This window comes from Peteryoungia algae (genome assembly GCF_030369675.1).
In the GTDB taxonomy this organism is placed as follows: Bacteria; Pseudomonadota; Alphaproteobacteria; order Rhizobiales; family Rhizobiaceae; genus Allorhizobium; species Allorhizobium algae.
Window position 1 is genome coordinate 86,588 of the sequence record NZ_CP128477.1, and the last position, 12,822, is coordinate 99,409.

The 12,822-nt window shown below is 62.2% G+C and carries 12 protein-coding genes; 7 read left to right on the forward strand and 5 right to left on the reverse strand.

What is annotated here, in order from left to right:
• Positions 1 to 17: 17 nt before the first annotated feature.
• Positions 18 to 485, forward strand: coding sequence for a GNAT family N-acetyltransferase (locus QTL56_RS00450; protein ID WP_245137765.1), 468 nt, complete (start codon positions 18 to 20; stop codon positions 483 to 485).
• A 23-nt stretch (positions 486 to 508) separates the two neighbouring features.
• On the opposite strand, the gene QTL56_RS20915 is transcribed toward QTL56_RS00450, so the two are convergent.
• Positions 509 to 2,224 carry a flagellin N-terminal helical domain-containing protein gene (locus QTL56_RS20915; protein WP_245137764.1) on the reverse strand — a complete coding sequence of 572 codons (1,716 nt, stop codon included), beginning with the start codon at positions 2,222 to 2,224 and terminating at the stop codon, positions 509 to 511.
• 224 nt (positions 2,225 to 2,448) lie between these two features.
• Between QTL56_RS20915 and QTL56_RS00460 the strand changes: the two genes are divergently transcribed.
• Positions 2,449 to 3,450: an NAD(P)H-quinone oxidoreductase gene (locus QTL56_RS00460; protein ID WP_245137763.1), complete on the forward strand. Its 1,002-nt coding sequence runs from the start codon at positions 2,449 to 2,451 to the stop codon at positions 3,448 to 3,450.
• A 79-nt stretch (positions 3,451 to 3,529) separates the two neighbouring features.
• Here QTL56_RS00460 and QTL56_RS00465 read toward each other — a convergent pair whose 3' ends face one another.
• On the reverse strand, positions 3,530 to 4,696 hold the full coding sequence (locus QTL56_RS00465) for a GGDEF domain-containing protein (protein WP_245137762.1): 1,167 nt from the start codon (positions 4,694 to 4,696) through the stop codon (positions 3,530 to 3,532).
• 347 nt (positions 4,697 to 5,043) lie between these two features.
• On the opposite strand from QTL56_RS00465, the gene QTL56_RS00470 reads away from it, so the two are divergent.
• Positions 5,044 to 5,739: an Ntn hydrolase family protein gene (locus tag QTL56_RS00470; RefSeq protein ID WP_229576721.1), complete on the forward strand. Its 696-nt coding sequence runs from the start codon at positions 5,044 to 5,046 to the stop codon at positions 5,737 to 5,739.
• 227 nt (positions 5,740 to 5,966) lie between these two features.
• Here the strand turns inward: QTL56_RS00470 and QTL56_RS00475 are convergent, their stop codons facing one another.
• A complete protein-coding gene (locus QTL56_RS00475) occupies positions 5,967 to 6,992 on the reverse strand; it encodes a hydroxyacid dehydrogenase (RefSeq protein ID WP_245137761.1) in 1,026 nt (341 codons plus the stop codon).
• 45 nt (positions 6,993 to 7,037) lie between these two features.
• The gene (locus tag QTL56_RS00480; protein WP_245137760.1) at positions 7,038 to 7,343 is read right to left on the reverse strand and encodes a hypothetical protein; all 306 of its coding nucleotides are present in this window, start codon (positions 7,341 to 7,343) and stop codon (positions 7,038 to 7,040) included.
• 145 nt (positions 7,344 to 7,488) lie between these two features.
• On the opposite strand from QTL56_RS00480, the gene QTL56_RS00485 reads away from it, so the two are divergent.
• Positions 7,489 to 7,908 carry an NIPSNAP family protein gene (locus QTL56_RS00485; protein WP_245137759.1) on the forward strand — a complete coding sequence of 140 codons (420 nt, stop codon included), beginning with the start codon at positions 7,489 to 7,491 and terminating at the stop codon, positions 7,906 to 7,908.
• Positions 7,909 to 8,249: 341 nt separating this feature from the next.
• Here QTL56_RS00485 and QTL56_RS00490 read toward each other — a convergent pair whose 3' ends face one another.
• Positions 8,250 to 8,984, reverse strand: a complete 735-nt coding sequence (locus QTL56_RS00490; protein ID WP_245137758.1) for a DUF3750 domain-containing protein — start codon at positions 8,982 to 8,984, stop codon at positions 8,250 to 8,252.
• Between the two features lie 72 nt (positions 8,985 to 9,056).
• Between QTL56_RS00490 and QTL56_RS00495 the strand changes: the two genes are divergently transcribed.
• The 3 genes from QTL56_RS00495 to QTL56_RS00505 all read left to right on the forward strand — a co-directional run bounded on the left by QTL56_RS00495 (position 9,057) and on the right by QTL56_RS00505 (position 12,815).
• Entirely contained in the window at positions 9,057 to 10,064 is a 1,008-nt protein-coding gene (locus QTL56_RS00495; RefSeq protein ID WP_245137757.1) for an asparaginase, read from the forward strand.
• Positions 10,065 to 10,197: 133 nt separating this feature from the next.
• Entirely contained in the window at positions 10,198 to 11,481 is a 1,284-nt protein-coding gene (locus QTL56_RS00500) for a GNAT family N-acetyltransferase (protein ID WP_245137755.1), read from the forward strand.
• Entirely contained in the window at positions 11,478 to 12,815 is a 1,338-nt protein-coding gene (locus QTL56_RS00505; RefSeq protein ID WP_245137753.1) for an oligosaccharide flippase family protein, read from the forward strand. The genes QTL56_RS00500 and QTL56_RS00505 overlap by 4 nt, the downstream gene beginning before the upstream one ends.
• Positions 12,816 to 12,822: the final 7 nt, after the last annotated feature.

The following is a 12,822-nucleotide window of genomic DNA, read 5'->3' on the forward strand; positions in this document are numbered from 1 at the left end:
CCATGAATGAGAGACAGATGTTTTCGGTGGCCAAGGAGCCCGCAGACCAGCCAGAGATCCAGCGCCTTCTGGACCTTTCGGACGCCGTTGCCGCATCCCTTTATCCCGGTGCCTTTCGCCAGCCGTTGAACTGCGCCACCCTATCGCGGCCCGACATCGCGCTTTATGTCGCGCGCAATACCGCCGACATTGAGGGGAGCCGCGCGCTCGGTTGTGCCGCACTCCTTGATCTGTCGGACGGCACGGCTGAACTCAAGCGGATGATCGTCGACCCTGAATACGCAAACCGAGGCATAGGCAGCGGGCTCATCCACGCAGCTCTGGAGGGGGCCCGCCAACGCGGCATGCGAAGCGTGCTGCTCGAAGTTGGCATCCGTAACATCAAGGCCCGCCGTCTATACGAACGCGCCGGTTTTCGCGACCGGGGTCCATTCGCGTCGTACCTTGATACGCCGATTGCCACGTTCATGGAGATCAGCCTGTAAGGCGGGTGAGGCGTATCCGGATATCAGCGAAACAGCTGCATCAATGTCTCGCTGTTGCTGTTGGCGATAGACAGCGACTGCACGGCAATCTGTTGCTGGGTCTGCAGCGCCTTCAGGCGTGTGGAAACCTCGTTCATGTCTGCATCGACAAGGCGGCCGACCCCGCTGTCGATGCTGTCGGAGAGCTTGTCTGCAAACTCTGCCTGCATCTCGATGCGCGTCTGCAGCGCGCCCAGCTGGCTGGCGCTGCTGATCGCCATCTTTTCCATGTGGTCGACACCCCTCAGATACTGGTCGATGGTTCGGACGTTCTGGGTGATGTCGACTTCCGCCAGATCGAAGTCCGGCGCATAGGGCGGGTTTGACTGGATGTTGCCAACATAGACACGCGCGGCAGGATTGCCGGCTTCCGGATAGACGGTCTGGTCGGCGGAAAAGCTGATCAAGTTGCCGCTTGCAACGGCCATCAGATTGCTCCCGATGGAGGCCTGGCTGATGACGGCAGCCAGGTCTGCTGCGCTGCCGATATAGCCGTCGACCGTACCGAGTGCCGCATCAACGACCGCCCGGTTGATCGTGTAGGTCGTCGTGGCGCCGGGGCCGACCTGCACATCGAAATAGACCTCTGCCAGGGGGGATACCGTAAACGCCGTGGTGAACGAGATCGACGCTCCGGGATACATGTTGTCATGGTTCTGATCCGGCGCGTCCTCCAGACCCATGGCAAAATTTGCCGGATAGGCGCCGCTGGCAAAGCTGGAGGCGACATTGGAGATCGTGATGCTGGATCCCGGATGGCCGGAAGTTTCCAGCGACCCGATCTCGAAATGCGTGGTGGAACCGCCGCCGGAAAACAGGGACTCGTAAGCCGTCGCAGGAACACCATTGTCGGTGAAGGCACGTTCCAGCACGGCACGCAATTGTGCCGGACTGGCGACGATCCCGTCGGTGGTGCCGAGTGCGGCATCCACGAGAGCCTTGTCGATCGTCAGTGTATGGTCATTGCCCGTCGAATGGGTCCCGGAATCGACATTGATGTCGAAGGTGATGGTATCGCCCGCGGCAAACGTCACGCCACCGGTGAACTTGTGGCGCTCATGCCCCTGATGCGCGACGGAATTGACGCCGGTGCCGCGGAAGCCGCCGATATCGCCGACACTGTGGATCTGTTTCTGCAGGATGCCCCCACCGCCGCCTTCGTTCAGCATGCTGGACTGCTTCAGGTCGATATCCATGGTCTTGACCTGGACATTGCCGCTCGCGTCGCGGACGAAGGAAGAGACCACGCTCGTCGTCATCGGCCCTTCTTCGAGGAGTGGCAGAGTGGATTTTGTCTTCAGCAGGTTCTCGCCGCTGAAACTTGCCGATTCCACGATGGATTCGGCTTGCGCGTTCAGCTGCGAAAGCTCTTCCTGGATCTTCGCCCGGTCGACGCCTTGTTCCTTGGCCGCAACCAGTTTTGCCTTGAACTCCCCGAGGATGTCGGTGATGGCGGCCGTGCCGGCATAGGCGGTGTCGAGTTTGGCAGCGCCGAGGCCAAGCGCGTCGGATACGGCGGAAATTGCCATGTTGTCCGAGCGCATCGTGGTGGCTATCGACCAGTAGGCTGCATTGTCTGAGGCTGCTGCAACCCGCAGTCCGGAGGCTGCCTGCTGCTGTGAGACGGTCAGATTTGCGGCAACGCTCCGCAGTGTCTGGAGCGCAGCAATGGCGCCCAGATTCGTGTGAATACTGGTCATGAAAAAGACTCGCGGAGGGGGATGATGGCGACGCATCATGCGTCAATAAGTGATATCTGTTTAAGGGCCTGCATGGTTAACGAAATGTAAATCGGCCAATGCGAGGTTTCATACTTTCATCATTGCAACCAAAAATGATCACCTTGCCAGCCGAGGCAATTCACCACATTTCTGCTGACGGTATCGTGCGTTAGCTATCGTTTCTGTCAATTGGAGTTCTCCCGATGTCACTGCCCGCCACCATGCGCCACGTCGATTTTCCCGCCCATGGCGGCCCGGAGGTCATGAGCCTCATCAAGGGGCCACTGCCGAGCCCGCGCACCGGCGAAATTCTGGTGAAGGTGGCGGCTGCGGGCGTCAACCGGCCGGATGTCGCCCAGCGCCAGGGCGCCTATCCGCCGCCGAAGGATGCAAGCCCCATCCTGGGCCTTGAAATCGCTGGCGAGATCGTCGCACTGGGGGACGGCGTCACCGACTTCCAGATCGGCGATCAGGTCTGCGCCCTGGCGAACGGCGGTGGCTACGCGGAATACTGTAGCGTGCCGGCCACCCAGGCCCTGCCATATCCCAAGGGCTATGACGCCGTGAAGGCAGCAGCCCTTCCCGAAACCTTCTTCACCGTCTGGGCCAATCTCTTCCAGATGGCGGGCCTCACCGAAGGCGAGACCGTGCTCATCCATGGTGGCTCCTCCGGCATCGGCACAACCGCGATCCAGCTCGCCAGGGCATTCGGCGCCACCGTCTACGCGACGGCCGGCTCGGCCGAAAAATGCGCCGCCTGCATGGATCTCGGCGCTGCCAGGGCGATCAACTACAAGGCCGAGGATTTCGTCGAGATCGTCCGCGAAGAAACCGGCGGCAAGGGCGTCGATGTGGTGCTCGACATGATCGGCGCTGCCTATTTCGAGCGCAATCTTCAGGTTCTGGCGAAAGACGGCTGCCTCTCGATCATCGCCTTCCTGGGTGGTTCGACCGTCGAAAAAGCCAATCTCTCACCCATCATGGTCAAGCGCCTGACGGTGACAGGCTCCACCATGCGCCCGCGCAGTCAGGAAGAAAAACGCGCTATCCGCGACGACCTGATGACGCAGGTCTGGCCCCGCCTGGAACGCGGGGATCTGGCTCCTGTCATCCATTCGGTGCTGCCGTTCGAGTCTGTCGTGGAGGCGCATCGGCTGATGGAAAGTTCGGCGCATATCGGCAAGATCGTGCTGAAGCTGGGGTGAGGCTGCGGCGCACTTCGGGACATCTGGCGCTTCGCTCGCCTTGCAATCCATGGCCCAAAAGCGCCGACCGGGACCCTGGTCAGGCAACATACGAAAACTTGCTCAGGTCCAGCGCGGGTGAGATTTCGTGTTCGATGCCGCCGCCGCTTCGCTTTGCCCGGTAGGAGGCCCGGTCTGCGGTCGCCATCATGTGCTCCAGTTTCGCAGAGCCCGAAAGTGCCATCGTGTATCCCAGGCTGACGCCGATGGCGATCTCCTCACCGCCAATCCGATACGGCAGGCCGAGCACATCCAGGATCTTTCGCGCCAGGGTTTCAGCGTCTGCGGGATCCCTGATGTCGGGCTGCAGAATGACGAATTCGTCGCCGCCAATCCGCGCGGCAACAATAGGCGGATCCAGGGTCTCTTGCAGCCGCTTGGCGATACCTGCGAGCAAAGCGTCGCCGACCGCATGACCAAAGCGATCATTGACGCCCTTGAAGCCGTCAAGGTCGAAGAGATGGATGCAGGTGAGCATATCGTCAGTGCATTCGAGGCTCGAATAGGCCTCGATCAACGCCGTTCTGTTGCGTAGCCCTGTCAGCGGGTCACGGCGTGCCTGCCGTTCCATATCCAGACGCAGGCACATTTGTCTCGTCGTGTGGCGGTAGACGTGCAGGACGCTCTGCATCGCAGCGAACAGGAAGAGCACGCACATCATGCCCAGGATCCAGTGGACCGTATCGCCATACAACAAGACCGAGATTGTCGTCGGCAGGCCTGCAATCAAGATCGCGGTTGCCGCGATGAACGGCCGGACGGATATCCTGACCGCCACCCCGGCAGAGTATCCATAGATCAGTGCTGCAGCGAGGAGGTGGACTGACAGATCCCGGTAGGAGAAGGCGGAGGTGGTGATTGTCCCCACGCAGCCCGCAATGAGAAAGATGAGAAGTCCGTGGGCCGCCTGCCAGCGGGCGGCATCCGCAACCGTCACGGACTGCCTCGCGTCTGCGTGCCGATGGGCGAGGGTCACGGCGATTTTGGCCAGCGAGGCAATGGCCCCGATGATCGTGGCAATCAGCAGCGGCGTGCTTCCAAGGCTCTCATAGGCGAACAGGCCGACGGCGAGAATGGTCACGGCCATGATTGTCGTCGGGGTCAGTGTCGAGTTGAGCTCCGACACCAGCATCTTGAACACATCGTCGGTCTCTCTGTAGCGCACACCGAACCCTTTATTCAGACCGTCGGCCCGGTAGAGGGCCATTGTTCCCTCAAGAGTGAAAGGCGGAGCTTAAGATTCCGTCAGGCCCACCCCTAAAATCTGGCCGGCGAGCCGGGCTGTCGCTGGGGCTATCGGTGACAGCGCAGGAAGGTGTCGGTGCGAACCTGCCGGATGGCAGGCCGATTGAGCATGCCTTGCCCCGCGTTTTCCAGGCGTCGTGGCGGAAAAGCGGTGACCTCGATGGAACGGCATCAGGGCCGCAGGCGTCTAGGAAGAGCGATGATGCGTTCCCTCGCATTGTCTTGAGCGTCAGGACATCAAACGTCGGGCCATCCCTTGGTGGTGGTCGGTGGGGCATCTGGGACGCCGAATGTGAAAGGAACTTCTATATGACCGTCGTGCTTGCCACCGTTTGCCAGGATGGCGTCGTTCTCGGCTCGGACTCCCAGATCACCGACAAGGGGAGAGGCATGACCTATCCCGCCGAGAAGCTTCATCCCCTTGGAGAATCGGCGGCCTGGGGTGGCAGTGGTGCGCGATCCGTGCTGACCGATGTGAAACGCTGCTTCAATGATAACAGCGCATCCATTCTGGAGGCACCCGACATTGGCCGTGCGCTGCAGGCGCAGGTTCTCCCGATCCTGCGCCACCATTACGACACCTTCATTCCCGACGTGCCGGGCGAGGAAGGCGGCGGCACGCCATCGGCCTATGTGATGGCCGCCGGATGGCGGGAGGGCGAACCCTGGATCATCGAGATAACTCCCTCGGGCATGATCGGCCACTATGCCGATATCGGTTTTCACGCGATTGGCAGCGGTGCGGCCATGGCCCAGCAGGCGGGGTCGCTCTTGTCCCACTTCCACCTGAGCGAGCGGTCGACGCGTTTTGGCTGCGCGGCGGTGTTGCGGGTCCTGCAGGCGCTCGATCTCACCTCGGCCAGCGTCGGCAAGCCGTTCAGCCTGTGTCGGATCGATGCCGAGGGCGCCCATCACCTCAGCGACGAGGAGATCGAGGAACTCAGCGGTATCGTGGGCCGATGGGAGGAGGCCGAGCAGGCCATCATCGGCGACATCTTCGACTGATCAGGCCGGCACGGAACGCTCCTGGCCGACGCCTTTGGAAATGCTCCCTGCAGCGCATGGACCCGAAAAGATCCGATCCGGCTCGGTACTAGACGTCAGTCAGGGCCGCCACGGCACCCGAAGAGCGCCAAGTGATGCAGCCGGTACCTGCCCCTGCATCAGGACTGAGGCCGACTGTCGCTCCGGGCTTTCGGATCGGAGCGCCGACCAGAAACCCGTCCCCCCCGTCAAGACACTGTGACCGGCTTCGACCGCAGCATGCTGGCCGTAGCCGGGTCGGCGCGCCGACAGAGGCGGGGCGGCAGTCCTTTCATGATCAGTTCGGCATCGACGACCGCCATCGAACCCAGGGCATAAAAGGCGTCCCGTGTCCCGCCCGTCCTGTGCGCGGACAGCAGAATGCCGGAGGTTTTGCGCACGGGATCGTCTGCGGCGACGGGCTCCTCCGGAAACACGTCCGTTGCCACCTTGATATGGCCGGATTGCGCAGCCTCGATCATCGCCGGGAAGTCGACGACGGCAGCCCGGCTCATCAGCAGAAACGCCGCACCCGGCTTCATCAGGGCGAATTCCCGTTTTCCGACGAAGCCCTCGTTTTCGCTGGTGACGCTCGCAAATACACAAACCACCCGGCTTTCGCTGAGCACGTCGTCGAGCGTAGTCGGCTCGCAATCCTGGCGTTCGATAATCTCCTTGGGAAGCCAGGGGTCAAAAACGCGGACCTTGTTTCTGAACGGGCGAATGAGGTCCCGAAACTCCCGGCCGAGATCGCCGAAACCGATGATTCCGACGGGTGCGCCTGAGAAACGGAAGGTGTTCGCATTGCCCTCCAGACCATAGCGCTCGACACCCTGACGAAAATCGCGATCCGCCGCGGTGATCCCCCGGGCAAGATCGAGCGCCATGGCAAGGGCCGCCTCCGCCACCGGAGAGGCGAAGGCCGAGGCCGGCGTGATCACCCAGATCCCGCGCTCGACGCAGGCCTGATAGTCGATATTCGGCAGGAAGTTCGATTCGACATTGATGATCGCCTTCAGCTTGGGCGCCTTGTCCAGACGTTCCCTCGGCATGTCGGTCTGGCCGAAGATCAACACCGTCTCGGGAAGAAGTCGCTCGACGTCTTCGGCAGGCATTGCCCGGTCTTCCGAGACGATGACCTCGCCCAGCGCCTCAAGCCGCGCTCTGACCGAAGGCTCCATGATCAGTTCGAGTGTCCTGGGCAATGGATCGACCAGAATGATGTTGCGGCCCAATGTTTCCTCCCTTGAAACCCGCGTAAGACACGCGGGAGCGCCTGCTCAAATCCCCGAGCCGTCCAGCTCCTTTTCGTCCTTCCCCTCCCAGGCCGGCGGCCGGACCATCGCATCCAGGTTGACCCCCGGAAGCGGCATCCAGCATTTCAGCTCCGGCTCCGCATAGGCAACGATCAGGCCAGGCGTCGAGTCCGACGAGCGCCAGCCATCGGCTCCGAAGCGGTCCCCGTTCGACCAATAGACGAGATCGACCGCGCCAGGCCCCTGTTCGGAGGCGCGGATGGTCACGAGGATACGGCTGCCGTCTTTCGGCGCCGTGCGCATGTTTCGCCAGCGGTTGGTTTCTTCCATGTTGTAACTCCTCCCATTGCGGAGGCGAGTGTCACCGCCGGAGCAGGGACGGTCAATATAAATTGGCGATTGGATCAGCGCTGAGCGCTTGGCGACGGGTTCACACCATCTTTTTTCAGGCCTGTTTCATGCCATAGGATATGGCATGTCTGCCGAAACCCTGAACGAACCCGCACTGCGACAAGGAATGATCCTCATGCCCAAAAGCCCTGTCACGTGTGAAGTTCGCTATCACCTCGATCTGGAGCGCATCGCGGAATTCGAGGCCTATGCCCGCATCTGGATCAAACTGATCGAACGTCACGGCGGCACGCACCATGGCTATTTCATGCCGCGAGAAATGCCGCAGGATGCCAAGGTGAGCTTTCAAGGCTTGGGGAGCGAGGGGGCGGCCGACATGGCGATCGCGCTGTTCACCTTCGCGGATGACGAAGCCTATGCGCGCTATCGGGAGCAGGTGGCAAAAGATCCGGATGGCGTGGCCGCGAACGCACGGTTCGGCGACGATCCACCGTTTCGCAGCTATGAGCGCGTTTTTCTGACGCCTCTAGCGACCGCAGTCTGATCTCGTCACCGGCGCGCGAATTGTGGACGAAACCTGCCGCAATGCAACACAATTATCCCAACAAAACGTCACACAATGTGCCTTGTCGAATCCGCGAACGCACCCTACCTTTCAATCATCGGCAACGTAACGAAAGGAAGGTGATCCAATGTCTAATGAGATTTCGGTCTGCGTGTGTGACTTTGGAAAGGGTGCGGTTTTGACGGGGCAGCCCTCGGCCTGATCCAGCCTTCCTTCGGATGGTTTTCCATCCGGGTCCAGACAAAGGACTAAAACTCATGGGAGCCACCCTCGCGGGTGGCTCTTTTGATTCAAGGGTTTTGCATCGAGGGCAGGATGCCCTAGGGTCCGACCGTCCCGAAGCCCGGCACCTTGATGCCCGGCCGGGCGAAATCCACGCCCGCCACGAGACCGAGGAAATTCACCTCCAGCCCGCTGCGCACCCCGACCGACAGTCCGGCGAGCCCGCCGAGGCTCAAGTGCAGGTCGCGTCCATCCTTGTCGAGATGATAGAAGGCCCCGCCGGCCAGATAGTCGCGGCCCACGGCATCGGCCGGCAGCACGGCGCCCAGTTCCGGCACTTCGCGCAACACATGCGCGACGAAGGTGTTGGAGTTCGGCCCCGGATAGATCCGGTAGCCTCCAGGCTGGCCATACTGATAGCCGCCGATCGCAGCCTCCACCATCGGGATCAGACGCTTCGCCTCTTCGCCCTTCACCTCCGCCACCAGTCGCGGCGGGTTGGAATACCAGAAGGCATCGGGTGCCCGGTGGTTGCGGCGGATAGGGGAGCCCCATCCCACCTTGTCATAGCGCTGATAGGCGCCGTTCTCCTCCTTGGTGACGATCCAGGCATGGCTGGCAATCGCGCCCTTCAATCCGCCCGTCATGGCGGAAAAGACATAGATCGCAGCTTCCGGGCTCTCTTCAGCCGTCGGCAACAGGCCCGACGAGCCCCATTTTGCCGCACTCCAGCCGTCGGGATGGTCCCGGGTCGCCCAGAGCCCGGCGGAAACCAGGGTCGGCAGCACGAAGACGAGCAGGATGACGGAGATGATGCGCAGCAGAAATTTCAATCCGGACCTCGAACGGGATGGAGATGCATGCTTTAAGAAGCATCAGACAATATTGGCATTTTGAGGCAGATCATGGAAAATCCGATCACGGTCGAGGTCACGCGCGGTCAACTCGTCGAGAGCCGCCATCGCGGTCTGGCGATCGTGGTCGATGCCGAAGGCAAAATCGTCTTCTCCGCCGGTGATGTCGATGCCGGCGTGTTCCCGCGCTCGGCCTGCAAGGCCATGCAGGCTTTGCCACTGGTCGAAAGCGGCGCGGCCGATGCCTATGGCTTCGGCAACCGGGAACTCGCACTCGCCTGCGCCTCCCATTCCGGTGAGCCGGAGCATGTCGCAACCGCTGCCGCCATGCTGAAGGCGGCGGGTCGTGATGAAAGCGTGCTCGAATGCGGCGCCCACTGGTCGTCGCACCAGGCCGTGCTGATCGAGCAGGCGCGCACGCTGGACAAGCCGACCGCACTTCACAACAATTGTTCGGGCAAACATTCCGGCTTCGTGTGCACCTGCTGCCACACCGGCGAGGACCCGCGCGGCTATGCCGGTTTCGACCATCCGCTGCAACAGGCGATCCGCGCCATCATGGCGGATCTCACCGGTGCCGTGCTCTCCAGAGACAATTGCGGCACCGACGGCTGCTCCATCCCCACCTATGCCGTGCCGCTGATCGGTCTCGCGCGCGGCTTCGGCAAGCTCGCAACGGGCAGTGGCTTGGAGCCCATCCGGGCCGCCGCCGCCCGCAGGCTCATCAACGCCTGCATGGCCGAACCCTTCTATGTTGCCGGGACCAGGCGCTTCTGCACGAAACTGATGCAGGTGGCACCGGGCAAGATATTCGCCAAGACCGGCGCCGAAGGCGTCTTCTGCGCACTTCTCCCGGACAAGGGCCTCTCGTTTGCCGTAAAGGCCGAGGATGGCGCCACCCGCGCCGCCGAGGCCATGATCGCCGCTTTGCTTGCCCGCCATTTCGATGAGGGCAGCGCGGAACACACCACGCTCACGGGAATGTCCCGCCACGGCATGAGCAACTGGAACGGTCTTCATGTCGGCACGATCAGGGTGACGGACGTGCTCTTCGCCTGAGCACGAGATTCCAGCTTCGGCGCTGGTCGAACGTCACCCTCCCTGCCGCAAGGGAGGTTTAACCCTTCTCGGGCTAGACTGCGCGGCGAGCGATCCTGCGCAACCGACGAGGCCGATTTCCATGGATGCTTCGATGAGAAGCCCGTACCGGATCCCTGGCGATACCGCCCTTTGTGCCTCGGCTGTGCCGCTTGAGTGCAATGGCCGTATGCTTCAACTCGATTGCCGCGAAACTTGCGATGAACTCTATGCCCTGAAAGAGGCCTGGCAGGCCCTGGAGAGCCGGTGTTCCGAGCCCTTCGCCTATTTCCAGAGTTTCGACTGGTGCCTGAACTGGTGCCGTGCCTTTCTCGAGGACGAGGCAGGCGATCACCCCCGCCTTCGGGTCTATGCTCTCTGGGACGGTGCCGAATGCCTGATGATCTGGCCGCTGATGACCCGCCGGGTCACCCCCGCCATCACCGTTCTGGTGCCCCTGACGGCTCCGATGAACCAGTATGCGACGTTGCTCCATGATCCCGCCCGGTTCGATCCCGCCCTTGGTCGTTCGGTTTTTGCCGCGATCCGCAAGAACAGCGGCTGCGATGCCATCTGCCTTGACCATGTGCCGCAATCCGCGCTGCTGGCCGAGATTCTCAAGGGCGAGGGATCCAGCCCTGACGGGGTGCAGAAATCCTCCATCCTCGATCTGAGCAAGGTGTCGGACTGGGAAAGCCACCATGCCAGCCTGCCGAAAAAGCAGCGCCTGCAGCGCAATAGCCGCCGCAACCGGCTGGAAAAGCTGGGGTCACTCGATTACCGGGTCTATCCCGCAGGCAGTCGGGGCTATGCCGAGCATATCGACCACTGCATCGCCATGAAACAGGACTGGCTGAAGGGCACCGGCCGTCTCGGACGCGATCTCTTCGATCCGCGCTTCGCCACTTTCCTGCACGATCTCGGCAGCACGCCTGGCAAGGACGATGACGGCGTCTTCCTGCATGCGCTGACGCTCGACGGCGTGCCGATTGCGATGGAACTCGGCATGCGCTTCCGGCAGGATTACTACTGCTTTCTCGGCGCCATCGATCTCGCCTATCAGAAATTCTCGCCCGGCAAGGTGCAGATGGAACAGGCCCAGCGCTGGGCGATCGAAACCGGCATCCGCCGCTTCGACTTCCTCAATGATCCCTCCACCTACAAGTCGAGCTGGACCAACACGACTGCGCCGCTCACGGCCTGTTACATCCCCTTCACCAGCCTCGGCCAGCTCTATTGCCGGCATTGGAAGGCCGGCCTTCGACCGCGCCTGCGTGCGCTCTATGATGGCATCGGCCCGGCTTGGCGATGCCGCTTCAGGAAAGTGGTCGATGCGCTGCATCGCTTCGTCTGGCGCAATGGCGGCAATATGAGCCTCGTGCTGTGCTGCATTCCATGATCGGCAAACTTCGGCGCAAGGCCCTCGATCTAGTCGGCGATCCCGGCCTGCGTGGTGCGCTGGTCAGTATATCCGTGCGCATTGCCGCTGCCTTTGTCGGGCTCGCCCTGCAGATCCTGCTCGCCCGCCTGATGGCGCTCGAGGATTACGGCATCTATGTCATCCTGTGGACATGGGTCAGCGTCGTCGGTCAGGTCGGCGTCCTCGGCTTCTACGATTCCGCCGCCCGCTTCATTCCGCGCTACGGAAGGCGTGAGAAGCATGCCCATCTCGCCGGCTACCTGGCCACGGGCTTTCGCGCGGTCATGATGGGGTCGGGCCTGCTCGCGGCCCTTACACTTGTTTTCCTCACCGTGCTGCCCGGCTTCGTCGATCCGGCTTTCCTGCTGCCGCTCGGCGTGTTGGCACTTGGCTTTCCCGTCCTCTCGCTCGAATCCTATCTGACGGGTGTCTCCAGAGGTTTCGGCTGGTATGCGCTGTCCACCATCCCCGGCTACATTCTCCGGCCGGTGCTGATCATGCTCGGCATCGGCATCGCCCGGGCGGTGGGGCTGCCGCTCGATGCCGTCACGGTTCTCGCCATTGTAGTCCTCGCCTCCATCGTCGTCCTGCTTGTCCAGGCTCTGCTCCTGCGCGCGCGCCTGCCGAAAACTGAGCGCATCGTGGCGACGCCACAGCGCCGTCGCTTCTGGCTGCTCGCCTCCGTCCTGATGATGCCGGCCATGACGGCGGAGGAGCTCTTCGTCTGGATCGATGTCCTGATTCTCGGCTTCCTCGTCGCCCCGGACGAAGCCTCGCTATATTTCGCCGCCCAGCGCTCGCTGTCGCTGGCAGCCTTCGTGCAATACGGCTTCATGCTGGTCGCCGCGCGCGGCTTTTCGCTGTCGCTCGCTTCGGCCGACCGGGCAGGCCTTCAGGCGCAGATCACCCGCTCCACCAATGCCACCTTCTGGCTCACCATTCCCTCCGTCGCGCTCACGCTCCTTGCCGGCTATCCCTTGCTTGCCCTGTTCGGCCCGGAATTCCTCGCCGCCTATCCGTGTCTCGCCTTGCTTGGTCTCGCCTATGTCATCCGTGCGGCAACTGGCCAGGCGGCCGAATTGCTGGTGGTCCAGGGACGCTATCGCCTGAGCCTGCTCATCGTTTCGATATCGGTGGCGACCTGTCTCCTGCTGATGCTTTTCCTCGTCCCCCTCTGGGGTATTGTCGGCGCAGCCATGGCCATGGTCATCGTCCAGGTGCTGCGTCTCGCCGTGGTGACATGGCTCGTTCATCGCCAGACCGGCTACTGGGTGTTGGTGCGCCTGTTCGCGCAGAGAACGCAGGAGGTGTAGGCCTCGG

Bases quoted from the DNA above. Each gene is read 5' to 3' on its own strand.
- QTL56_RS00465 (WP_245137762.1), bottom strand. From the start codon at position 4,696: ATGGCCCTCTACCGGGCCGACGGTCTGAATAAAGGGTTCGGTGTGCGC.
- QTL56_RS00450 (WP_245137765.1), top strand. From the start codon at position 18: ATGTTTTCGGTGGCCAAGGAGCCCGCAGACCAGCCAGAGATCCAGCGC.
- QTL56_RS20915 (WP_245137764.1), bottom strand. From the start codon at position 2,224: ATGACCAGTATTCACACGAATCTGGGCGCCATTGCTGCGCTCCAGACA.
- QTL56_RS00505 (WP_245137753.1), top strand. From the start codon at position 11,478: ATGATCGGCAAACTTCGGCGCAAGGCCCTCGATCTAGTCGGCGATCCC.
- QTL56_RS00470 (WP_229576721.1), top strand. From the start codon at position 5,044: ATGACCGTCGTGCTTGCCACCGTTTGCCAGGATGGCGTCGTTCTCGGC.
- QTL56_RS00480 (WP_245137760.1), bottom strand. From the start codon at position 7,343: ATGGAAGAAACCAACCGCTGGCGAAACATGCGCACGGCGCCGAAAGAC.
- QTL56_RS00485 (WP_245137759.1), top strand. From the start codon at position 7,489: ATGTCTGCCGAAACCCTGAACGAACCCGCACTGCGACAAGGAATGATC.
- QTL56_RS00500 (WP_245137755.1), top strand. From the start codon at position 10,198: ATGAGAAGCCCGTACCGGATCCCTGGCGATACCGCCCTTTGTGCCTCG.
- QTL56_RS00460 (WP_245137763.1), top strand. From the start codon at position 2,449: ATGTCACTGCCCGCCACCATGCGCCACGTCGATTTTCCCGCCCATGGC.
- QTL56_RS00495 (WP_245137757.1), top strand. From the start codon at position 9,057: ATGGAAAATCCGATCACGGTCGAGGTCACGCGCGGTCAACTCGTCGAG.